At 38.8% G+C, this 23,799-nt stretch carries 17 protein-coding genes; 8 read left to right on the top strand and 9 right to left on the bottom strand.

Annotation, left to right across the window (positions count from 1 at the left end; all coding sequences use genetic code 11):
• Window positions 1-167 precede the first annotated feature (167 nt).
• From wecA to glmM, 3 genes are all read left to right on the top strand, one after another.
• Window positions 168-1,265 carry a UDP-N-acetylglucosamine--undecaprenyl-phosphate N-acetylglucosaminephosphotransferase gene (gene wecA / locus L0B53_RS16200; RefSeq protein WP_235060638.1) on the top strand — a complete coding sequence of 366 codons (1,098 nt, stop codon included), beginning with the start codon at window positions 168-170 and terminating at the stop codon, window positions 1,263-1,265.
• Between the two features lie 27 nt (window positions 1,266-1,292).
• Window positions 1,293-2,792: a capsule assembly Wzi family protein gene (locus L0B53_RS16195; protein ID WP_235060637.1), complete on the top strand. Its 1,500-nt coding sequence runs from the start codon at window positions 1,293-1,295 to the stop codon at window positions 2,790-2,792.
• Between the two features lie 81 nt (window positions 2,793-2,873).
• Entirely contained in the window at window positions 2,874-4,220 is a 1,347-nt protein-coding gene (gene glmM / locus L0B53_RS16190) for a phosphoglucosamine mutase (RefSeq protein WP_235060636.1), read from the top strand.
• Between the two features lie 74 nt (window positions 4,221-4,294).
• On the opposite strand, the gene L0B53_RS16185 is transcribed toward glmM, so the two are convergent.
• From L0B53_RS16185 to nhaC, 9 genes are all read right to left on the bottom strand, one after another.
• The gene (locus L0B53_RS16185) at window positions 4,295-4,924 is read right to left on the bottom strand and encodes a hypothetical protein (RefSeq protein ID WP_235060635.1); all 630 of its coding nucleotides are present in this window, start codon (window positions 4,922-4,924) and stop codon (window positions 4,295-4,297) included.
• Entirely contained in the window at window positions 4,917-6,095 is a 1,179-nt protein-coding gene (locus L0B53_RS16180; RefSeq protein WP_235060634.1) for a site-specific integrase, read from the bottom strand. The genes L0B53_RS16185 and L0B53_RS16180 overlap by 8 nt, the downstream gene beginning before the upstream one ends.
• Before the next feature lie 474 nt (window positions 6,096-6,569).
• Window positions 6,570-7,784, bottom strand: coding sequence for a 4Fe-4S binding protein (locus L0B53_RS16175; protein WP_235060633.1), 1,215 nt, complete (start codon window positions 7,782-7,784; stop codon window positions 6,570-6,572).
• Window positions 7,785-8,431: 647 nt separating this feature from the next.
• A complete protein-coding gene (locus tag L0B53_RS16170) occupies window positions 8,432-9,829 on the bottom strand; it encodes a hypothetical protein (protein ID WP_235060632.1) in 1,398 nt (465 codons plus the stop codon).
• Between the two features lie 83 nt (window positions 9,830-9,912).
• Window positions 9,913-10,659, bottom strand: coding sequence for a hypothetical protein (locus L0B53_RS16165; RefSeq protein WP_235060631.1), 747 nt, complete (start codon window positions 10,657-10,659; stop codon window positions 9,913-9,915).
• Between the two features lie 98 nt (window positions 10,660-10,757).
• Window positions 10,758-13,040 carry a hypothetical protein gene (locus L0B53_RS16160; RefSeq protein ID WP_235060630.1) on the bottom strand — a complete coding sequence of 761 codons (2,283 nt, stop codon included), beginning with the start codon at window positions 13,038-13,040 and terminating at the stop codon, window positions 10,758-10,760.
• Entirely contained in the window at window positions 13,030-14,655 is a 1,626-nt protein-coding gene (locus tag L0B53_RS16155; protein WP_235060629.1) for a hypothetical protein, read from the bottom strand. Before L0B53_RS16155 ends, L0B53_RS16160 begins: the two co-directional genes overlap by 11 nt.
• Before the next feature lie 870 nt (window positions 14,656-15,525).
• Window positions 15,526-16,692, bottom strand: a complete 1,167-nt coding sequence (locus tag L0B53_RS16150; protein ID WP_235060628.1) for a MalY/PatB family protein — start codon at window positions 16,690-16,692, stop codon at window positions 15,526-15,528.
• A 114-nt stretch (window positions 16,693-16,806) separates the two neighbouring features.
• Complete coding sequence (nhaC, locus tag L0B53_RS16145) at window positions 16,807-18,261, bottom strand: Na+/H+ antiporter NhaC (protein WP_235060627.1); 1,455 nt, start codon at window positions 18,259-18,261, stop codon at window positions 16,807-16,809.
• 129 nt (window positions 18,262-18,390) lie between these two features.
• Between nhaC and L0B53_RS16140 the strand changes: the two genes are divergently transcribed.
• The 5 genes from L0B53_RS16140 (at window position 18,391) to L0B53_RS16120 (ending at window position 23,625) form a co-directional block, all read left to right on the top strand.
• Entirely contained in the window at window positions 18,391-19,383 is a 993-nt protein-coding gene (locus tag L0B53_RS16140) for a substrate-binding domain-containing protein (protein WP_235060626.1), read from the top strand.
• 564 nt (window positions 19,384-19,947) lie between these two features.
• Window positions 19,948-22,911, top strand: a complete 2,964-nt coding sequence (locus tag L0B53_RS16135; RefSeq protein WP_235060625.1) for a hypothetical protein — start codon at window positions 19,948-19,950, stop codon at window positions 22,909-22,911.
• Between the two features lie 222 nt (window positions 22,912-23,133).
• Window positions 23,134-23,310, top strand: coding sequence for a type II toxin-antitoxin system RelE/ParE family toxin (locus tag L0B53_RS16130; protein ID WP_235060624.1), 177 nt, complete (start codon window positions 23,134-23,136; stop codon window positions 23,308-23,310).
• Between the two features lie 3 nt (window positions 23,311-23,313).
• Window positions 23,314-23,454 carry a hypothetical protein gene (locus L0B53_RS16125; protein ID WP_235060623.1) on the top strand — a complete coding sequence of 47 codons (141 nt, stop codon included), beginning with the start codon at window positions 23,314-23,316 and terminating at the stop codon, window positions 23,452-23,454.
• 6 nt (window positions 23,455-23,460) lie between these two features.
• Entirely contained in the window at window positions 23,461-23,625 is a 165-nt protein-coding gene (locus tag L0B53_RS16120) for a helix-turn-helix domain-containing protein (RefSeq protein ID WP_260115594.1), read from the top strand.
• Window positions 23,626-23,799: the final 174 nt, after the last annotated feature.

Genomic DNA, 23,799 nt, shown 5'->3' with positions numbered 1-23,799 from the left:
ACAGATATTAAAAAGTGATTAATAAAAACGGATTGGGTACATTGATTCAACGAGAATAGCGTTAATATGTTGAGTTAGTAGATATTTTGTATTCCTACCGACTTATTGAGTCTGTAGGGATCTTAATTGCCTTATTATGGTAAAGATTGAAAATCAAGGATGAAACAATGTGGTATGCAGTTATTGAACTTATTGGTATCTTTTTATTTGCGATAACCTCTCTATTCTCTTTAAGAAAGCTTGCCGTCGTCGTCGGATTAGTTGATAAACCCAATGCGAGAAAACATCACAAAGGTGTGATCCCTTTAGTTGGAGGAATATCCATCCTTCTTTCTCTTCTTTTCTTTATCTCTATTAATTATCAATCGCTTCCACTAGGTGGTTTCTATGCGACATCTATTGTTATTTTGGTTGCTGTAGGCGTTTGGGATGATAAGTGTGATATTAGTTTCAAAATTCGCTTATTTGTTCAGGTTTGTTTGTCTCTTGCGATGATCTATATTGCGAATGTTGATTTACATACATTAGGTAATCTCTTTAATCTAGGTACGGTTCAGCTTGGTTGGTTGAGTGTGATTGTGACTATTCTTGCTGTTGTTGGAGCCATCAATGCCTTTAATATGGTCGATGGTATCGATGGATTGTTGGGTGGCTTAAGTATAGTCAGTTTTGCGAGCATTGGTCTCTTGGGCTTTCTTAACGGCCATGATCGACTTGCCTACTTTTGCCTAGTCTTTATTGTTTGTATTGTTCCTTATGTGCTCTTTAATCTTGGTTTTATTGGGCGTAAAAGAAAGGTGTTTATGGGTGATGCGGGCAGTATGTTAATTGGTTACTCGGTTATCTTTTTTATCCTGTCTACGACACAAAATACCGATCCAGCAGCGATTGCGTTTAGACCTGTGACGGCGTTGTGGTTTATTGCTATTCCACTTATTGATATGGGTGTTATTATGGTGCGTCGTATTCGACGTGGTGATTCGCCATTTAAACCAGATAGAGAACACCTCCACCATATTTGTCAACGGATTGGATTATCTTCACGACAATCATTAAGTCTCATTTGTGCATTGGCCTTAGTTTATTCAGCCATTGGTATTGTTGGTGAGCTTTTTGATATACCCGAAGTGATGATGCTTGGTCTATTTTTACTCATGGCATGTGGTCATTTTTATATGATGTCACATTCATGGAAGTTAACGATATTTATTAGAACAATATTTTCAATCAATAAAAAATCAAAATTACAAGAAGTTGTTAATTAATCAATTAACCTTCGTTAAGGACGTATTTTGCTAAAAAAACTCATACGGTATGGATTTCTTTCATCATTATTTATCAGTGGTGGCGCATCAGCTATCTCATATCAATGGATTGAGGCAGATGATTTACATTTGCGTGCTGATATTCAAACATTGTCCGATGCAGGCATCATTACGGTACCAACCACCACGTATCCACTTATGTGGAGTGGTGTCATTGGTAATTTAAATAGAACGAGTAGTACTAAATTAGCGGACGTTTCTCCGATGATTAAAGATGCTTATTTGCGCGTAAAGCATCGCTATCAAAGTATTCATCGGAAAAATTATGTTGTCGAGGCCTCCGTGGGTGGTGGAACCGATGAAGCTGCTCGCTTTCAACACTTTGGATCTCCTTTACGTGAAAAAGGTGAAGCTACTGTTGGTGTGAGTGGGATGGATGGTGCGTTTGCTTATAATATAGAAGCCACTTATGCGCTAGATGCTCAAGATGACGAAGATTTCCGTATGGATGGTAGTTATATTAGTGCTATATGGGGAAACTGGATCTTTAGTGCGGGGCAATATAGTGAGTTTTATGGCCCGGGTTGGGATACTGGGCTTATTATGAGTACCAATGCTCGTCCTATACCTTCTATTAATTTAACACGAAATAATCCTGAAGCATTTGATGTACCTGTATTAAAATGGTTGGGTCCATGGACATTAACAACAGGTTTAGGCTGGATGAATGATGATGATTATCGCGCGGTCGATAATACTCTGCTTTGGAAATTTAGAAGTACCATTAAACCCATCCACCAGTTAGAGCTTGGCTTTTCACGTACAGCTCAAATGTGTGGAGATGATCAAAGTTGCGATGCGAATGCTTGGTGGAAAATGCTAAGTGGTGATTCGAATACGACTGTTGATGATCCTATTGATGTTGCTAATCAAGGAGCGACAGTGGATGCACGCTGGGGTGATACAGCGTTTGGGATTCCTTATGGTCTGTATACGGAAATTTATGGTGAAGACAGTTTTGATATGTCGCGTTTCCCTGTTCCATTTGGTAAGAGAAGTTATCTTTATGGCGCGGATATTACCTATCAAATCAGAAACCAAGCGATAAAAACCTTTTTTGAATATACCGATAACCAATGCCGGGATAACCTCCCTAATTGTACATATGAGCACAGCACTTACACTGAAGGGTATCGTTATTACGGTCGAAGCTTGGGGAATACGTATGATAATGACAGCACAACTTATGTGTTAGGCTTTATAGGAAACTCTGCAAATGGTCATCAATGGAAAAGTAACCTTCGGTATTTAGATTTAAATAAAGATAATACTAATGCAGCTCCTCCAGGTGGTAACAGAGTTGCTCTCATTGCTGAAAAAGCGACTCAATTTGACTTTAGTTACATTTACCCTATTTGGATAGGGAAAATGGAAACTGGGGCTAGCTATACTTATTCAACGTATGAAAATGATATCGATAATGATAACCAATTTGATGTGTGGACCAAATACACCATTGCATTTTAAGTTTCCTTTATAACACTAAATATCATATTCATTGAAAGTCAGCGTACATAATAGAAATGCGCACAATATAGGAATAAAAAGATGTCACGTAAATATTTTGGTACTGATGGTGTTCGCGGTAAAGTGGGTGAGTTCCCAATCACACCAGATTTTGCATTAAAACTTGGCTGGGCTGCAGGTAAAGTTTTATCACGTGCTGGCACTAAAAAAGTGATTATTGGTAAAGATACGCGTATTTCTGGTTATATGCTGGAGTCGGCATTAGAAGCAGGTTTGGCGTCTGCAGGTGTCAGTGCTGTATTTACTGGTCCAATCCCAACACCTGCAGTTGCTTATTTAACGCAAACATTTCGTGCTGAAGCGGGTATTGTTATTAGTGCTTCACATAATCCATTTTATGATAATGGTATTAAGTTCTTCTCAGGAAAAGGGACTAAGCTTCCTGATGATATCGAGCTTGCGATTGAAGCCGAACTTGATAAACCACTGACATGTGTTGATTCAGCTGAGCTTGGTAAAGCAAGCCGATTGAATGATGCTGCTGGGCGTTATATTGAATTCTGTAAGGGGACTTTCCCATCAGAGTTATCTTTAGAGAAACTGCATATTGTTGTCGATTGTGCTCATGGCGCGGCGTATGACATTGCACCTAAAGTGTTCCGTGAGCTTGGTGCCAAAGTTACCGCAATTGGTGTTGATCCAGATGGTATGAACATCAATAAAGAGTGTGGCGCGACCTCTATGGGGTTAATCCAATCGACAGTGCTTGAAGTCGGCGCAGATGTCGGTATTGCATTAGATGGTGACAGTGATCGTATCATGATGGTAGATCGTGATGGTAAGATCATCGATGGTGATTTAATCCTTTATATCTTGGCTAAACATGCTTTACTGACAGGGCAGCTTCAAGGTGGCGTTGTTGGTACATTAATGACTAACATGGGTATGGAGCTTGCTTTAGGTAAGTTAAGTATTCCATTTATACGTGCCAATGTAGGCGATCGCTATGTTATGGAGCAAATGCTTGAACGTGATTGGTATTTAGGTGGTGAGAATTCTGGTCATGTTATCTGCCGCAAGCTCGTTACGACGGGGGATGCAATTGTTGCTGCACTTCAAGTCTTAAAAGCGATGGCGCACAGTAAGCAATCACTTACAGAGTTGACGCAAGATGTGAACATGATGCCTCAAATCTTGCTTAATGTAAGATTTAAAGAAGGCACTGATCCATTAGAAAGTGATGCTGTTAAGCTAGCGGTCTCTGAAGCGAGTGAAGCACTCAATGTGGGTGACAGTGATGCACTTGGTCGTATTTTGCTGCGTAAGTCAGGTACTGAGCCCGTATTTCGCGTGATGGTTGAGGCGAAAACTCAAGATTTAGCTCAAGACTGGGCGCAACATATTGCAGATGCAGTAACGATTAAATAATAGCTTATTAATTAAGTCATTATATCTTTAGATAAGCCAGACCCAATACAATATTGAGTCTGGCTTTTTAGTTTTTATTTTACTGCTTTCAGACTGACAAAATCCTTAAGATCTTGATGACAATATAAGGGCCTATGCTTAATTTGATAAGCACCATGTTGAAATGTCACATGAGAGTCATGGCTAAAATAGTATAAGCTCTTCTCGGTCATATCATCGATAATGACAGACATCGCATTATACTTTATGGCTGCATCAGGGAATATTGACTTTAGCTTTATCGCTTGCAGAAGGTATAGACAATGTCGAGTATGCCTTAACCATAATGTTTTTCGCTCAATACTGTCTTTTGTCCCTAAAGCAGAATAATAGAACATCACAAGGGCTAACTTTTTATCATTAAGGTGGCTATCTATGTCATAAAAAAACTGTGATCTAAAACTTGATGGCGTTAATAAGTACGCTTTGTATTTATTAAGGAGAATCATCATTTTTTTGTTCTTTTTAAGTACGTTCAAATGAGCGTTGGCTTTTCTTTCTAAATATTGCCATCCCTTTGTATCGTGAACGTCATGGAGTTGCTTTAATTTCATTTCAATAGTTATTTTATTGTCGGCCATACCCGCAGCAAAATACTCAAGCTGTGTTGGACCAGATAAATAAAATTCAGCAAAATATAACTCTTTCAATAATGCCTCAGACATAACGCTTTCCTCCAACATCAGCCATTAATTGATTAAACTTCTTCCCATCTTCTCTTGCGGCATTGGCCACATAAGGTGCGTATACATCAAATAATAAACTTGTATCGCTATGACCGAGCATATGAGAGATATAGAGCGGGTTTTCTAAGGCGCTGATATGTAAGACTGCCGCAGTATGGCGAGTCTCATACGCGCGTCGCTTTTTCAATCCAGCTTTTTTCAGCGTTGGGTGCCAGATTTTATTACTCACATAGTGAGTATCAAGAGGACGCCCATTTTTATCCATAAACACAAAGGCATCAGCACTGGCATCATCGGCTTTGGCTTTTATTTGTTCAAACGCAGCCAATAAAGTTTCACTCATGATTAAGTCACGGCGGGAGCTTTCTGTTTTTAACGCCCCTAACTCTCCATTGACCCAGTTTTGGCGGATTTTTATTAAGCGATGGGTTAGGTCGATATGTTTCCACATTAAACCATGCGCCTCACAGCTTCGGATCCCTGTCCAGAAACGAACAATAAAGTAGTCTCGCCATGTTTCATCAACGGTACTTAAAAAGCATTCAACCTCACTGACACTCAATGGATTGACATCCGATTTTTGATGACGCAAGGGCTTATAACGCTTAAAGGGATAATCAAACTTAAAGACATCCGATGCTTCATGCATGATAGCAATGAGCGTCCAAAAAATACTATTAATACGATTGTTCGACAAGGGTCTAGCGCGATCTTTATTACTATCCATTAATTGATAACGAAACTGCTCAATGTGATAGAGCGTTACTTCACTGACCAATAGATTCTTTAGCTCTGGAATTAAATAGCGATCAAGGTTAATACGAACAAATTCGCAATAACTCGGTTTCCATTTTGGGCTTTGACGCTCAAACCAATCGTTGGCATAAGTATCAAAAAAGGGGAAGAGTCTATCAGGGTGCTTTTCACGCTGTAACTGTTCAAACAGAGCAATTTTTTTGCTTGTTGGAAAGTAGTCACGGTATTGGAAAGTCCCTAAATCAATCTCCGCATTCATCTGCTTGAGTTGTGCTTTAGCGATAGCGAGGTTCTTTGGGGTAGCCATCATTTTCGTGCCTTCACGGAAACGTTGACCATAAATGTGCATATCAAACTGAATACGTCCATTTGGACGTGTGCGAATGTGAGCCATATCACGGCCTCCATCAAAATAGATCTGTCCCTATCCGATGGAATTCGCTAGAATTTACCCATCGGCTGGGTCTGCTTTAAACGTCAGTGCAGCCGATACGGGGTAGGGAGGTTGCCGCCTTCCTACTCCAACTGCTTTCTCTTACCTAATCGCAAAGCCATGAACAACCGTCTTAGCCAATTGATTAAATAATTACCATTTATCATAATCTAAGCTGTGTATTTGTCCAGTATTTTTTGTTTAAAAATGAGACAATATTTGTTTTATCTTTATCATAAAGCGAACGGTTTTTACTTTATGAGCTTGCCTCATAAGGAAAAATTCGCAAGGCTAGCGACACTAAAATAAACCAAGGTACTCACTTAAAATGATAAGACCATTGCATTGTATTGGTGTTATTTTTTCTCATTTGTCGTCACCAACTATCTTGACAAACACCGCTATTTAGCAACGTCAAGTAGGAATGAGGATAAATTAATGGCTAATGTAGTTCATCACTTGAAGTAACTGCATTCGAACCTCATTGCTGGTCTGGCTATGCCAAAATCCTGCTGTATAAGCGATAAGTGGAAGACCAAACATAATAATTAAAACGATAACCATTAACGATTTACTTGATACCTGCCAACCATTTCTAGTTTTAAATCCAAGCGCTTCTTTTTTAGGGCAAGCAGAAATACAACTCATACACGCCTGACATTCATCGGTACGGATTTGATCTTTAGTATGAATAACAATATTAGATGGACAAGCTCTTGTGCATTTATTGCAACTCAAATCACCATGTTCATTTAAGCAATGAACTTTATTTCGTCTAATTTTTAATGGGCTAGCAAAGCTAATCAGCCCTAACAAAGCACCATAAGGACAAAAATAACGACAAAATGCCCGCTTTTGTAATAACGTCAACCCTAAAATTATTCCTAATACAGATAGCGTGATTAACCCAGGATCAACAAACACCCATGCGGTTTTAATATCGGCAATTTTGTGATAATTGCCTTTTAAATAGTAAGGAATATTGTTGATTGGCATGCCCACTGAAATAAAAGTAAAAAAAGCTAATAACAGATATTTTAATGAGCGTAGTGGCCAATCCAACCAGCGAGGTATTTTGATGACGTGTTTAAAGTATTTTGTTCTAAGGTTATAAATATATTCTCCAACCAATCCAATTGGACAGATCCAACCACAAAAGGCTCGCTTACAAAGTACACCCGTTACCATCACAGTAAGCAACATGACGGCCCCTGCTGGATGGACAGGATCCCAATACCCTAGCGTCACAATGGCTTTAAGCTCTATCGCTGCAGCGATTGGTAAGAACGCATCAACGACATCTGGACGTAAAAAATCAGGACTAATATTCATCGCTAACATCGCAGTGTGAAGACTATATTGTAATGCAACAAAGAAAAAAGAGAGTGCCATCGAATGTTGGCATAGATTGCGTAAAAAGTTGGGTCTTTGTTGTGCTTCAATCAACTCTTTCTTACAATAATACATCGCTGTCATAACAATAACAGCGCCTATTAAAGCAAATAATAGAGGCCAATAAAACGCCGTCGTTATTGCGACTAATACCATCAAAAAGACAAATATTGCCCCGAACTTTTTACCGCTTGTATATAAAAGCATTGCGCTATAAATAAGCGCTAACATTAATGTAAATGATTCAATAAAAGACAAAGAAAAATACCTTATTTTTCTTTTATTTTATCATTTTTAATAATATTAAAATATGATCTATATACATAAACTTATACTTAAAGTCATTGGATCTTCAAATAGGTGACAAGTGAGTGAGACCCCATGAGTATAGGTGTACTATATGATTGGGGCGGGCGAGTGCAGCCAACAACCTAACAACGCCAAATATGAAGGGTATAGATATTTCGAGCTATGTATCTCCTACCTTTTTTCTTTCTCGATTTTTCTTATCACGCTTCATCTCTTTTCTTTTTCTTCATTTCTCTTATTATTCGCGACTTTTCTCATCTACCTGTTTTTATTGTCTTTATTTTCTCTGCCACCGGTATTCTTAACTTCGAGTTTCATGTTTAGCGTAAATGAAGCCTATTCATATCGAGAAACTGAAACAATCTCCCGATGAGGATGAGGATGAGGATAAATCCGTTATTACCGTTTAGTCTTCTAACCGTCTCCCTCTTCATTGAACTGCCCTTACTGGATGATTGCTAGTTAACGCAGACTTACCGACGACATGGTTGATGTTAAGACATCAATCATTCTCACGTTACCACGATAAACATCGGTTAAAATGAAGACCCGCGCTGTGATTAAGGTTCTATTTTTTATCCAGATGGCTACGATAGTTAAAACGATTCATCTAAATCCACGTCACCTAAATCCACGTCTAGATCTAGACTGAAGTTAGTATGTTGTTGTAGTGGCTTCGTGACGCATTTATTGGGATCATTTTCCGTTTCATGAATGGTTTTTTTCACCAAATCTTGTACTTTACGATCGCTGATGATTAAAACGGGCAGTGATTGGTCTGGCTCTTTATGGCTTGAGTCTTTATAGAAGCCTAAATGATGTTCTCGTGAGTTTGCACGCTGATACAAGCTGACCCTGACTTGTCTCATTGTCGTGATATCTTTTACCTTTAAATGCTGAAACTCTTTTAGATTGATTTGGACAATATATTGTTCTTGAAAGTGCTTGGATAAATTATCAATGATGATTGGTTTGATATGTGATTCATTTTTATCATGATCTAATGCAACGACATAAGACTGTGGTTGTTGAATAACCAGCATGGCGGTGTCTTGATGAAGCATGCTATTTTTTCTCAGAATGGCAAGCTCTGTTTTGAAGGGGAGAAAGTCTATTGTAAATTGGACGATATGGTTGATCGCTTCTTCCATGAGGCGTTTAAACTGATGAATGGACTCAAGTGAAATAGCCGCATGCATATCTGATGTTTTGATAATGAGCTGTTCACTCTCTTGAACAATAGAAATGAACGCATCTGAGGTTGTTTCTGCCGCGATGGCAAGTAACTCTAACCCTTCTTGCGTGCTAATAAGGGGCTTATCTAATCGACAAGGCAGTTGGGTCTTTTTGATTTCAATATTTCCATCTCGCATCACTTTTAATGTGTTCCCGTCTGGATCAAACTCAATCATCTCTAAGGGAATATAATGCTCGGCTTCATAACATAATTGCTCACAGCTTTGTTTAGAGACTTGCTGATATTGGCGTTGATTATCTTGCTGGTAAAACTCAACGTGTCGCTCAAATGGGAGATCGGTTTGAAGTTCTCGACGACAGCTATTATCCAAGATGATCTGCACTCTTTCAGCGTTAACGCAATGATCAACGTTGGTCGGAAGAGACAGTGCTTTTAAATCATAGAAAACCAAGTGCGGTGTCTGAAAACTAGGGTGGTTATTTAATCCTATAAACAAAAAAGGTTCTAATGTTCTTCGTTGTCTGTCGATAGCGGTCTCTAACCAGTCAGTAAACACGGAGCCTGGTATCGCAAAATCACCGATAGGATGACGTGTGTTTAACGTATCACTCAAAGGAAAGTGAAGAGCAAGATAACGGCGACTGTCATGCCCCCCGATGATTTGACAGCAATCGTTTTCACTATCCAATAAGAACGTGACAATATAATCATCACTTTTTTTCATCAATGCCGTATTGATGTCCTTAAGATAAGGAACATGTGATAACGGGATGTGTAACGTGGCTTGATTTGGCATAGTGATTCCTTTTTGTCTCTATATTGTTAATCACACCCTTTGATGTGGTCAGTGTCAGTGGTTAAGTGCATAAGATTAAAGGTTCAATCTTCTCTTTGTTGATAATAAAACAAAATATATTCACAAATCTGATCTTGGGTTTCTTTAGCAAGCCCGATGTCTTTATTACATTCAAGGTCGATATAAAACGCTGTCTTTCCTTCATCTTTCTTTGTGATATGAATACGCGTGTTTCTCTTGGCAAAATAGGTTTTGATGATGTTCTCTGTCCGTGTTGAGTCCGTTTTTCTATTCATTATTAGATGAAATGATGGGGCAAATAACGTTCTTCCTAGATCTTCAATGACGGCATGATAACGCTTGGCATAGGCCTGATTGGGCTCCATTGATAACCTTAAGATGGTGTTATTCTTGTCATCGTTGATACGCTGTATATTGGGGATCGTTTGCAGTGATTTTATCCACTTTTTACTGTCTTTTTTCTGCTGATGTCTTGACGTATTCAACCAGATACGACTGAGATCTGAAAACAGATACGAGGATGACAGCGATGACAGTGATGACGAAGATCCGGATGATTGCATGTTTAGGTTCTCTTGATTGAACTGCATCGTAAACACACTACTGAGTAGATCGGCCTGATAAGAAGGGAGCACGGTTTGAACTGAGGAGTGAGGATCTCTTTTTCCATTTTTTAGATGAGTCAGTAGCGTGGAGAGATGTGTATACGCTTTTTTATGCGATGCTTGTGTTGCTTTTATACGCGCGGTTGCTGCGGTTGAAAAAAGATGATCCTTGATGGTCATTTCACTCAAATACACAGGAGTCACTTTCTTTGCTTGTGCATCGCGTTGTTGGTAATCTTCGCTTATCGCGTTTAGGTGACGAGAGAGATCGTTTGAGCCTTTTTTTAATCCGAGTAAATAATTTAATTCAGCCCGTGTGTAGAGACGTGAGATTGCCTCATGATTGTGCTGACGATAAAACGGGTAGAGCCACTCGATGCCATGTATATAGTGTTTGCGTGTTGTGGCAATATGCTGATGACCGATTTCTCGGATAAATTCATCAAATAAAATATGACCATTCTTCTCAATAAATGGTAGCCCCTCAAGCCAGTAGTTAAATTTTGAATCCAGCACTTTTTTTGCAGCATCGACTTAAATCCCTCAGAGATAGGGAGCACATCACTCTCTAAGTCATAAGCTAAAGTCAGGTGCTGTAAATACGAAAGAAACGCCCCTGAGTGACGAAGGTGATGAAAACGACACTGCGCACCACACACCGCTTTAATGGCACGTGTTGCAGGTAACAGGTAATAACGCTGTCTTGATGAAAAGGATTCATCCTCAAAGCCCAGCAGTGGCGTCTGAGAAGAGCAGTTTTTTCGTCCAATTTTTTTTGCAAGTTTGGGCTTAATTTTAATGCACATTCGAATGAGACTAGCAAAGCGTGCCGGCAGATAAAGATGGACTGAACGTGAATGCCCATCTTTGGTCTTTCCTTCTCCTGTATGGGTGATGTAGAGCTCAAATCGCTGCTCAGTTTGTTGCTGAATATCTTTAATACGTAATCGCGTGGCTTCCCCACGTCGAAGGCATCCAAAGTAGCTAAGGATCACCGCAGAGGCACTGAATAATCGTTGAAAAAATTGACCTTCTTTATTGCTCAGCAGGGCATCCACAATTTCATCTAATTGTTCGATCTCGATTAACCCTGCATCAACATGGGTCATTGATACCGGATTCCCAAGACCGCTTAAATCAATATTATCGGTGAGATCTTGGGTACTTAAAAACTTAAAAAAGCGCAATAAATGATGTTTACTCTCAGATTGTTCCGTATTTTCGTACACGTTTAATGCCCACTTCATCAATGCCAGGTGATTTTGTGACGCATCAAAACTGAGTGGGAAGTCGGTTAATAGGGGCTGCAAAGAAGAGGTGTAAGTATAGATAGTTCCTTCTGCTAATCGATGCTTACGTTGCCCACCATATAAAACCAGGTTTCTCACGTACAAGCACGCCATCTGTGGCAATATATTCTCAGCCTCCCATTTATCGACATGGTATTTAATCTGTCGAGAACGCGTCTTAAATGCGCGAGTCATTAATTGTTTATATTCCCATTTTACTTTTTTTGGCGTGGCGAGCTCGGTGACATTAGGCTCACACCAATTTTGAGTATAAATCGTTTTTAATGCTCGCTGTTTGTCAGTTTCAGAGGGTAATTCAATATCGATAGCCACATGACGCTGAGGGTATGCAATGTCTCTTAGCAGGGTCGGCAGTCGCTGCTCCCGACATAACCAGACCGCTTGTAATAGGTGGTGAACTTCATTGTCTGTCTGGACACTATATTGGGGATCAAATGGCCCTAAAGGGATGAGCATCGAGTTAATGAGTGTAGTCAGCCGAGATAAAAATACGTCATGGTTGACGGATCTTTTCTTTTGCGTCGCAATATGGTGGTCATTTAGGGCGCGAAAGGCCAATAAAGGCAATTGATACCGTGTAAAGGCGACACGCTCTGAAGACGTCGCTAGGGATTGTTGTTGTGGGTGTTCAAGTCTGAGTGTGGTTTGGGTGCCATTATTTTCAATGCACGATGGATTATTCAATATTTGAAGTAAGTATGTTACAGGAAGAGGCGCGACTTCCATTGCAACGATGACTGCAACCCATTCAGAAGAGAGGGGAGTGCGGTCATGATAAAAAGTGGTTAATTGCTGTTGATATTGCTCAATGAGTCGATGAGGGGTTAATACATCTTCATGTAGACGCTGAATATGTTGAGCATCATGGTCAATCAGGCGCTTTTTTTCTTCTTGCGGTAAACGCCAGTCTAATACTTCATTCAAGTAACGCAAAATGGCGTTAAGCGCCGTGTTAAATTCACTTTTTAACTTCGAAGCGTAATGTTTCCAGCTCGCTTTTAATTGCAGTAACGTATCTTTTGTAATTTCTCGATCAGATGTTTGCTCAATCGGCCAGTGTTTGAGTACCCAAGAGAGTCCCTCAATTGTCGGGGACTCATTGGAATTTTTATGCGCATATTCATAAATCGCATTGGTATCAAGTGCTTGTAATAGCGTGGAGTATGCGATTTTTGTATTTGATACAGACCCAGTTTCCGCATTGGATAGGATTGTCGTCTCTGGCGCGCTTTCTGCTTGGTCAACCACCGAAAGAGATGGGGTATTAGCGTGCATAGTGGACCTCTTGCAGCTGAAAGTTGACCGTTAAGGCATCTAAATGATGAATTAATTGGGTTTTGTGTTGAGGAAAAAGATGATCATTGCCAAGATCTTCCCCCATCCTCATGTGTCCCATCAAGTGATCAACTTGAGAGTTTGTTAGTTTATTATCGATAGAAACAAGGGCATATTGTGCAAATGCATGACGCAATGAGTAAGCCACAAAGGAGGCGTTTTGTGACTTTAAATACTTTCTCAGTACGGAGGCGGATAAGTATGTTGCTCCTTCCTTGGCATCGAGAAAATACCATAATACGTGTTTAGGGACGCGGCACTTATTGACATTAAACACGGGAGAGAGAGTGTGAATTAATGTATTTTGAAGTTCTTGATAATGTGCAATTTGTCGCGATAAATGTGTGTTAATCATGATGTGGCGATAGCGACCTTTATCACTGACCGTCGCGTGCTGATTGGGAAAGTAACGGGTACGCTCAATACTGATATGATGGGTCGGTCGTGTTCCGGTACAAAGAATAAAGGTCAGTGCAAGATGAAGAGTACATAAATTATGGTAGTCAATGAGTTCAGTTTGAGATAATACCTGCGACTTTTTGTTGTCAATTTGTTCGCATATTTGCTGGAAAAAGGTTTTGATATCAACAACAGGGGTATATCGTTGACTGCCTACTCTGAGGTTTGGCATCGCACCATCAGGTTGAGTGGCGTGTTCTTGGTAGTGCAGTTGAGCGATGGTTTTGACGCTCGGTGCAAGCTCCGCAGGAATGCGAGGTGTGGAGGTGGCATCAATAAAATAGAGAGTTTCACTGCTGTCTTTGGTTTTGTTTTTACGCGTATAGGTAAACTTATTTTGCCAATCAAACTCTCGAATACCCACGACTAGACGTTCAATATAATCATTATGACTATGGAAAATGTGCGCACGAATATGCTCGGTAGTGCTCGACTGATAAAACCGAGCGTAAGGGTGATGGAGGGCGTCATGTTTAAAGATAACGATATATCTAGCGATCGCGGGCAGTAAATTATCATTGTGAGCGCAGATATTAAAATAATCAATTAATACATCTTTTCTTAACACCGAGCGTTCTAACGTATTTAAACCGTGATAATGCCATCGCTTTTCAATAAGTTGTTTTAATTGTTCTCGCTCTTTATTGGTTAATAATGGGGTGTCATACGCTTTTTTTGCAATAAAGCGTTGGAAGAAGGCATTAAATTGAATGGGAATAGGTTGCCATTGGTAAATGACTTCCTTATTGATGGTATAGGCCAACCCATACTCAACCCAGGGAATATTTCCATACATAACTGTGCGGATAGTATTTTTGCCACAAGGCTGATAGCCCCTCACTCGTACAATATCAGGCAAGGTATAGTCTGAAATTTTGGCGCTGTTGTTCTGTTTTCGTAAATCGGCAAGCTGACCGGTAAACCATAGATAGATAAATGTGATAAAAAACTTTTCTTGTTGATTTGTCGTTAGCGTTTTTTTATTTATACTATTAAACATGCGCGCTAAAGAGGAAAGGGTTCGCTTTAAAGGTGGATACGGTCCGCCGCTTTGATCTTTTCTATTGGCTTTATTTATGCTACTGGCTTTTCCCATGACTAAAATCCTTTCACCGTTGTTAATAACGCTACATTTCAATATGTTGTGTCATATATAAATATAAGGTCAATATGTGGTTAATATCTACGGCTACGTGTGAACGTAATTTATGGAAAAAATGGGTGATTTATTTTATCTCTTATCGTGTGAGGGAAGTCTAAACGCCTTTCATCCTTGCTTGGAGCAGGGATGAGTATAAATACGGTGGCCGTTTTTTTTCATAAAAAATAGCAAAAGATGAAAGAATAAATATTCAAAATTGTGATATGCCTCGAAATATTTAGATTGGATTACTCAACGTGCTGTGGAGTCGGGTGGTATATATTTTGGTTTTGATGGATAGAGTTATGGCGACAGGAGTGAGTTAGCCTTGATTATTTATTCAGCATTTATAATCGCTGGAATGGAGATGTTTATTTTCTATGTTAGTCGTTATTAAAGGTTGTTGATCGTTCACATCGGTAGCCTAATTCTTGCACAAGTTAAGCTAAAGCTAGCATACTATCAAAGTGAATATTTAAATTATCATACCTTGTCATGCTACTCTATATGAAAAATATATGGAATTAAAGAAAGTAGCTTAATGACTCTCCAATATTAGTAGACCATTACAGGGGGGAGTAGACCATACCATTAGGCCAGTGCTCTGCTACTGACAGACTCTTTAGATGGTTAAAGTCTGTCAGTAGCAGAGCTATCCAGCCACACTATTGTGTAAAGTCCTTTCTGTAAACAGAAGTACTTATCATTACTGGAAAAACGAGATAAAAAGTTAAACATTGGCCAATTAAGTTGAGCACAATATTCTTACTTTTTGCTATTTATCGACATGCATAATGCACAGTTTTGATTAAAAATCGAGTATTATTATTTTAAAACAGTGCGAAGTCGTTCTATTTTTTCTAATAGAATGGAAGTCGGGCACCCTAAATTTAGACGAATAAAACCTTTACCTGCAGACCCAAAGTTATACCCCATTGTCGGAATGACGCCACATTCATGAAGACTCTTTTCTAGTTCTTCATCGCTTAAGCCCATTTCTCGGCAATCCAACCAAGCAAGGTACATTGCTTCTTGTTTTTTATATTTGACCTTCGATAGACTATCGACAAACGTGGTTAATACTTGATTATTATTATCAAGATAATCTAGTGTGTTATTTAGCCACTCACGACCATGACGATATGCTGACTGATTCGCGATTAAGCTTAAAGAACTGTAAACATCAATCCCATAGGCTAATAATTTTGATTTTAAGCCACTCGCTGATTCTTCATTTGGAATGATGGTGTTGGTTAAACGAAATGATGGAAGACCAAAAGACTTAGTACCAGCAATACAAACCGCTAATTTATCTTGGTACTTCTTATCAACTCTTAAACAACTGTAAAAAGACCCCTTATCAAAAACAATATCCGCCCAAATTTCATCAGCAATGACATAAGTATCGTATTGATGACAAAGCTGTAGGATTTTATTGATTTCATCTTCTGTCCATACACGACCAACGGGATTATGTGGATTACATAGAATAATCGCTTTGATACCATTTTTTAATTGTTTTTCGAAGTGCTCAAAATCAACGGTGTAGTGTCCATCGTTGTTCACTAATTCAGAAGTAACAACATTACGGTCGCAGTTTTCAATGGTACGATAAAATGCATGATAAACAGGGCTAAAGACCAAAATATTATCGTTAGGGCGACTCCAACGTTCAATCAGCATTGCAATTGCAGGTAAACTTCCTGGGGTTGTATGAAACCATTCTTTTTTGAGCTCGACTTGGTGATTATCTCTCCACCAATCGATGACTGAGTTAAAATACTCATCACTTCTTTCTGAATAGCCAAAGATCCCATGTTCGATTCGTTCTTGCAGTGGTTGGGTAATAAAAGAAGGTGCTTTAAAATCCCAGTCTGATACCCAACTTGGAAGTGCATCACCTTTTGGTACATCTAACCACTTCTCCATGTAATCCCACTTTAAACAGTCGGTATTGTAGCGGTTGATGACGGTATCTAATTCATTCTTCATGATTATTCTCTGAATTCGGTAAGCTGATAATGAGAAAAGAGAGAGCATAGACTCTCTCTTTTATATTGATTCATAGATTATTTGCTAAAGAGAGCTTTTCTTCTCGTTATAAGATTAAGCGACACTCGGCTTTTGTTCTGATTTTTTATTTTCTTTATCCGTGTTTTTTAATTTTGCGATACCAAAGCCTGTTGATGCCCAAATCATAGCGAAAATCACGCCCGCATAGTTTTGAATGGCCCAAGGTAGGTAATCTAAGGTTGATACACCCAGTGTTGCCGCCATGAATACACCGGCATTGGTCCATGGAACTAAAGGTTCAATGACTGTACCCGCATCTTCGATAGTACGAGATAGGTTTTTAGCATCAAGATTCATTTTTTTGTAAGTATCACGGAATAATTCTGATGGAATTAATAGAGCGAGTTTGCCATCTGATGTTGTACATACTACCGTAATCGTCGTGACAATTGTTGCGTTAATAAGACTAGCTGTTCCTTTGATGCCTTTAGCCAATAAATTAACTAATACTTGCAGACCACCAGTAAGAGAAAGCGCTCCGGCAAAAGAGAATGCACAGAAAACAAGCAGTACGACACCCATCATCGAAGACATACCACCACGATTAACAAGAGTTAATACGTCGCTCACGATATTTATAGAGCCAAGACCTGCACTTTCAAACATTGATGCATTGAAACCACCTAATGTTGCTTTAAGCGCGACAACTAACTCAAAGCCTTGGAAAATGACTGCATTTAATATAGCAACTACGATTGCTAGGATCATTAGTGGAATTGTTGGTAGTTTACGAATTGCACCAAATAAGATGATCATTGGAGGAAGAAGTAAAAGAATATTTAAGCTGAATAGTTGGTCTAAATTTGCAAGAATCGCTGTGATTTTTTCAGGTGTTGCTGCTGAAACTGAGCTATCACCAGCAAAGAAAAAGACAGTTGCAGCTAATAGAAATGCAGGGATTGTTGTCCAAAGCATATGTTGAATATGTGCATAAAGTGTTGTGCCAGCAACAACAGGAGCAAAGTTAGTTGAATCAGACAACGGTGAAATTTTATCCCCAAAGTAGGCACCAGAAACAACAGCACCAGCAACAGCGGCAAGATTAGCTTCCATACCAGCTGCAACACCCATTAATGCCACACCAACAGTACCTGCAGATCCCCAAGATGTACCAGTACACAGTGAAACCAAGCTTGTAACTAAAAATGAAGTTAAAATAAGGTATTCAGGACTAATAACATCTAGACCGTAATATACAAGCATTGGAATTGTGCCGCCAATCATCCAGCTACCAATCAAACCACCGACTAATACAAGAATAAATACTGCGGGTAATGCTTTAGCAAGGCGATTGATGATTGCATCTTGAATTTCGTTCCATGTGTAACCGAGCTTCCAGGCGACTGTAGATGCGACAATGGCAGAAGCGATAAGTAATGACTCGATCGGTAAACCAAAGAGGCCATAACCAACGACTAAAAATAGAAGCATTGTACCAATAGGTAGCAAGGCTAGTGTTGTTGATGGTGTTGCTTTAGAATTGTCCATGTAATTTACATCCAATGTTTGTTATTATGAGTGTCTGTGCTGCATAGTACATGAGGATAATTAAGCATTCTGTGACGAGATTCACTAATGTAATATTATGTAACCCAATGTAATTTACATGGAGAGTTTATGACAACGATAAAGAAAGTCGCCCAAAGAGCTGGCGTTTCCACCGCGACGGTATCAAGAGTGATCAATGGTTCAAGTAAAGTATTGTTTCATACTGTAGATGCTGTTGAACAAGCGATGAAAGAAGTCGGGTATACCGTATCTGGAAATCAAAGACTGACGATTAACCAAAGTTCAGATACCGTTGGTTTAGTGATTAGTAAATTAAACTCTCCTTTCTATGGCTTATTGAGTCAAGGTGTCGAAAAAGTCGTTAAGAAACACAACAAAATGATGTTGGTGATTAATACTAACTACATTGCAGAAGAAGAAATTAATGCGATTGAATTTCTTCTTAGCAAAGGGTGTAAAAATATTATTTTACACAGTAAAGGCTTAAGTGATTCACAGCTTATTGAGTATGCAAAGAAGATCCCAACACTCACGATTGTTAACCGATATATAAAACAAATAGAAAAGCAGTGTGTTTGGTTAGATAACTCAGAAGGGACATACCTTGCAACTCTTCACCTGATAGAACAAGGGCACACTCGAATTGCCTATATTTCTTGTGAAGCAGAAATTGATGATAAAACACTTCGTTTTGATGGATATTGTCGTGCTTTAGAGAGTGCGGGGTTGACTGTTAATCCTGATTGGGTCGAAGAAGCTCCTTTTGGTGATAATGGCGGAGTGATTGCAGCAAGTAACCTATTAAATAAAGGGTTACCCGTTACTGCTATAGTTTCTTATAATGATTACTTTGCCGCAGCAGCGATGCAAGTGTTTAAATCTCATGATATTGATATACCAAATGAAATATCGATTGTGGGGTTTGATGATATTTTACCTCAATGTTATTTTTCTCCGGCTTTAACTACGATTAGAAACCCGATTGAAAGTATGGCTTCTAATGCAACATTAATTTCATTGAATGGATTTAGTTCTGAGATTTCTCGAGAGTTCCACCCTATTTTAATTAAGAGGGATAGTGTAAAGAGAGTGGAAAGTTAAACTATCCCAATTAACATTGTTTTCATATATAAATAAAGACGTCTTCGTGCGTCTTTAGGGCTGAATACTTTTTTGATAACCATGAATCAGGTCGAGAAATAAAAATAGTCCTCAATATGTTTAAGTGATGAAGCTGATCTTACTGTGAACACTATTTTTCTTTCTGACCCACCAGAAGTGCGAAGCACTGGCGGTAGGTTTTTTCATTGTTATTCTTAATTCTAAGCTAGGCTTCACCACCAAAATTTCAAACGCTATGTTGTCTTACCTTTTTCATATTGTGTAGTTTAAATTAGATTCTGTATTACGGTTAGTTGTCTATCATACTATAAACTATCTAATATTATTGAGTTGAACGTACTTGCATAGGAACTGTGGAAGCGCTCTATACTCGTTTACATTCAATTCATCGCTCAAACTACGATGAATAAAGTCTAAAATGAGCATTATATCGCAGATATAATGCAAAGTTCATATAAACTGCATTTTAGTGTTTGTGCTCTATTTTCTTTTTGATTGTTTTGTGTATAATTCGCGCCTATTTTTTGCTCAATGATTGATAAGATGACACAATTATCCAACTCAAAGTTCGCTGTTCTTATTGCAGCATTATTACTATCTGCTTGTGATAGTGGAGGTAGCTCCTCTAGTGATACAAGTGCAAATTCTGGTGACCACCAACTTTTAAATGCCACTGTTATTGACGGTTACCTGACGAATGCAAATGTTTGGTTAGATTTAAATCATAACTATATGCAAGATAACGATGAACCTACGGCTATTTCAGGCGCTGGCGGTCAAGCATCCCTAGATGTGACAGGGATTGAAAGCCCAGAAAACTACCCACTTATTGCAGAATCTAAAATTGGAATGACAGTTGATGAAAGTACTGAGCAGTCTGTTGCTCAAGACTTCTTTTTAGTTGCTTCTGCTGGTCAAAGTGCTATTACACCTTTATCTACATTGGTTGATATTGATACGCAGCAAAGTCTTACGGGATCTGAGGATCAAGCGCAAAGACAAGAAATTCAAAGCAATGCTATTGAAGCTGTTGCAGGCAGTTTAGGTCTTGCTTCTGACGAAATTTTAGGTGACTACATTTCAAATGGTTATTCAGATGTTCAATATGCAGCAGAGAATATTGTTGCGTCAGGCGTTTTACCTAAGACACAAGATGAATTGATGTTGGTCGTTGATGAATCGGCTGATTCAGAGTTTAACCAATCTATCCGTGCCGTAAATCAAACGATTAAGAATTCCATTGAGCATATTAATGCTACAGGTGATGATTTTTCAGATCAGAGTCCGTTGTTTGTACCAAGTGATAATGGAAGCTGTTTACAAGGTTATGCATATATCAGTGGAATATGTGGGATTGATACTGATAATGATGGACAGGCTGATGTAGTAGATACTGATGATGATAATGATGGTCTTAGTGATATTGCTGAACAAGAAACTGGAACAGATTCATTGATGCTTGATACTGATGGCGATGGGGTTAATGATAATGACGATGCATTTCCACTAGATAAAGACTTATCCGAGTCGATTCCTTCGACACCGATTGGCCCATCAACATGTTCTGAAGGGTTTGCACCTAATGCTCAAGGTCAATGTTCCGTCGACACAGATAAAGATGGGGTTGCTGATGTTATTGATACTGATGATGATAATGACGGCGTAAGTGATATTGATGAGCAGAAAAATGGTACTAATTCATTAAATGCAGATACCGATGGTGATGGAGTTAATGATAATGAAGATGCATTTCCACTAGATAAAGATTTATCCGAGTCGGTACCGTCGACACCAATTGGTCCATCAACGTGTGCTGATGGATTTGCTCTTGCAAATGGAGTGTGCTCACTTGATACAGATAAAGATGGTGTTGCTGATGTTATCGATACTGATGATGATAATGATGGTGTGCTTGATATAGATGATGCATTTCCATTGGATAAAGATTTATCTGTCTCAATTCCTTCAGTACCAGTTACTCCATCAACCTGTACTGATGGTTTTGCTCTTGTTGATGGAGTGTGTTTAGTAGATACGGATAAAGATGGTGCTGCTGATGTTATTGATACTGATGATGATAATGACGGTGTAATTGACAGTGAAGATGCTTATCCTTTAGATGAGAGCAAATCTGACTTCTATGATGTTGCTAATATTCAGTCTACTACTTATGCATTTGCAGCATTAGCTAATAATGGACATGTAACTGCATGGGGAAAAGCAACTTATGGTGCAGATGTAAATAATACAACAAATAGTAATTCACTGCTGCCTTCTCAAAAAATAGTATCAACTTATTCAGCTTTTTCCTCCATCCAAAGTGACGGAAGTGTGTTTTCATGGGGGAGTCCTGCTTCCGGAGGCGATATAAGTGCGGTTTTTGAACAATTAAATGGAGATGTTCCTGTTCTTAACATTGTTTCGACTGATTATGCTTTTGCAGCACTACGTGATGATGGATCTGTAATTGTATGGGGGAACCCTAATTATGGTGGTGATGCGAGTGCAGTTATTGAACAATTAAATGGAGATAACCCTGTTGTTAAGATAATTAGTAATCAGTTTGCATTTTCAGCAATTAGATCTGATGGTTCAATTATATCTTGGGGGGACCCTTCTTTTGGTGGTGATTTTATTGATTTAACCTCAAGAAGTATTATAAATGCTTATGCAACACAGGGAGCATTTTTAGCGGTGCTTGCTAATAATGATGTATTAACATGGGGTAGCTCAAATTCTGGAGCAGATATATCTGTAGTACATGATAAGTTAACTGCTCAATCAATTTTACAGGTATTTGCAAGTAATGATGCTTTTGCTTCCATAATGGAAGATGGTTCAGTAGTTTCATGGGGTGATGTTGAAATACCAGATGATAAGCAAAGTGAACTTTCTGCAGAGTATGATTATCAAAAAGTTGTAAAGATAGTGGCTTCTGATGGTGCTTTTTCTGCCTTAAGATCAAATGGCTCCGTAATTTCTTGGGGAAGTGTGCCATATGGTGGAGACAATTGTATTTCATATAATGCATATTCATGCACATCATCCTCATCGGTTGATGATGAGATAAATGGTGTGATTCCTGTTATCGATATTATTGCTAGTAATGCATGTATAGCAGCTTTAAGGGAAGATGGAAGTGTTATAAGTTGGGGTAATGGTCAAACTGCATCTAATCATAATGGCAAATTTACAATGTGTGGCAGTACTGGATCGATGAATAATGAACTTTATAATATAACAAAGCTTCTCTCTACAGATTATGGTGTTTTGGGGGGCTTTCGAGATGATGGGGTACTTATTACCTGGGGACTTACTCAAGCGGGGGGCTATCAACAAATTGGTGATAGTAATAATAATGTTATCGCTATTTATGGGACTACTACAGGATTAGCTGCTTTAATGATGGATGGTTCAATTCAAATGAAAGGTAAAGGTGATGACTCACGAATACCCTCAGAAGAGTATTTTTATGTTGATGGCATTGATGGGAATGAGCCTAACTAGCTTCAGTTATACCTATTCTTTTCAGAATAACTCACTCTAAGTTAGATAGGTACTCCCCCTGTATAGCTGGTAGACAGGGAGTATGTACGTATAAAGTACAGGCTCTTTTACCTAATAGTGCGTAAAGCCTCGCCCAAGGAGTGGGGAGAAGTCAGTCCAAGATAAAGGAGTGCAACTAGGTAGGCCTAATGCCGATACTTTAAACGGTTCAAGCATAAGAATATGAAAGAATTGAGAGTTCAAAGTAATGGTAAGCCTATACGAGTATTTTATGTGTTTGATCCTGAAAGAACTGGGATTGTGTTGTGTGGTGGTGATAAAACGGGTGATAAACGTTTCTATAAGAAAATGATACCTATCGCTGATGCCGAATATGACGAGCATTTAGAGGAGTTATAAGATATGGCTAAAAAAAGTAAACCTCTTAGTGAATTAGATAAAAAGTTATCTTCTCATGTTTTGAAAGAAGCCAAGATCAAAGCTGAAAATATGCTCCTAGATCTCAGACTTGCTGAATTACGTGAATTAACTGAAAAATCTTAAGTTCAAATAGCAGAGGCTATGGGGGTGACTCAACCTACAATTGCAAGCTTAGAAAAGAAAGGCAAAGATGCACGTCTTTTAACACTAAAGCGTTATATTGAGGCCGCTGGGTGCAAATTAAGGATTGATATTGAAATGCCTGACGGCTCTAGCCGAGGTTTTCCGCTATAAGTTCTATTTTTGGGTATTCCTAAAATAGAACTACCCAAATTTATGGTAATTTGAGTGTGGCTATAACAGTCGTGTCTAAATGTAAGTTAACTGCACACTCTAAATTAGCACTGTTATCTTATTTTCTTCGATTAATATCCGCACTCTGTTCAGTTTTCGACATTACATTCTTCA

Source organism: Vibrio sp. SS-MA-C1-2 (genome assembly GCF_021513135.1).
GTDB lineage: Bacteria > Pseudomonadota > Gammaproteobacteria > Enterobacterales > Vibrionaceae.
This window is presented reverse-complemented; position numbering and strand designations above follow the sequence as displayed.

Excerpts from the sequence above, each read along its gene's own strand:
- wecA (WP_235060638.1), top strand. The coding sequence starts at position 168 with ATGTGGTATGCAGTTATTGAACTTATTGGTATCTTTTTATTTGCGATA.
- glmM (WP_235060636.1), top strand. The coding sequence starts at position 2,874 with ATGTCACGTAAATATTTTGGTACTGATGGTGTTCGCGGTAAAGTGGGT.
- L0B53_RS16185 (WP_235060635.1), bottom strand. The coding sequence starts at position 4,924 with ATGTCTGAGGCATTATTGAAAGAGTTATATTTTGCTGAATTTTATTTA.
- L0B53_RS16180 (WP_235060634.1), bottom strand. The coding sequence starts at position 6,095 with ATGGCTCACATTCGCACACGTCCAAATGGACGTATTCAGTTTGATATG.
- L0B53_RS16170 (WP_235060632.1), bottom strand. The coding sequence starts at position 9,829 with ATGCCAAATCAAGCCACGTTACACATCCCGTTATCACATGTTCCTTAT.
- L0B53_RS16160 (WP_235060630.1), bottom strand. The coding sequence starts at position 13,040 with ATGCACGCTAATACCCCATCTCTTTCGGTGGTTGACCAAGCAGAAAGC.
- L0B53_RS16155 (WP_235060629.1), bottom strand. The coding sequence starts at position 14,655 with ATGGGAAAAGCCAGTAGCATAAATAAAGCCAATAGAAAAGATCAAAGC.
- L0B53_RS16150 (WP_235060628.1), bottom strand. The coding sequence starts at position 16,692 with ATGAAGAATGAATTAGATACCGTCATCAACCGCTACAATACCGACTGT.
- nhaC (WP_235060627.1), bottom strand. The coding sequence starts at position 18,261 with ATGGACAATTCTAAAGCAACACCATCAACAACACTAGCCTTGCTACCT.
- L0B53_RS16140 (WP_235060626.1), top strand. The coding sequence starts at position 18,391 with ATGACAACGATAAAGAAAGTCGCCCAAAGAGCTGGCGTTTCCACCGCG.
- L0B53_RS16135 (WP_235060625.1), top strand. The coding sequence starts at position 19,948 with ATGACACAATTATCCAACTCAAAGTTCGCTGTTCTTATTGCAGCATTA.
- L0B53_RS16130 (WP_235060624.1), top strand. The coding sequence starts at position 23,134 with ATGAAAGAATTGAGAGTTCAAAGTAATGGTAAGCCTATACGAGTATTT.
- L0B53_RS16125 (WP_235060623.1), top strand. The coding sequence starts at position 23,314 with ATGGCTAAAAAAAGTAAACCTCTTAGTGAATTAGATAAAAAGTTATCT.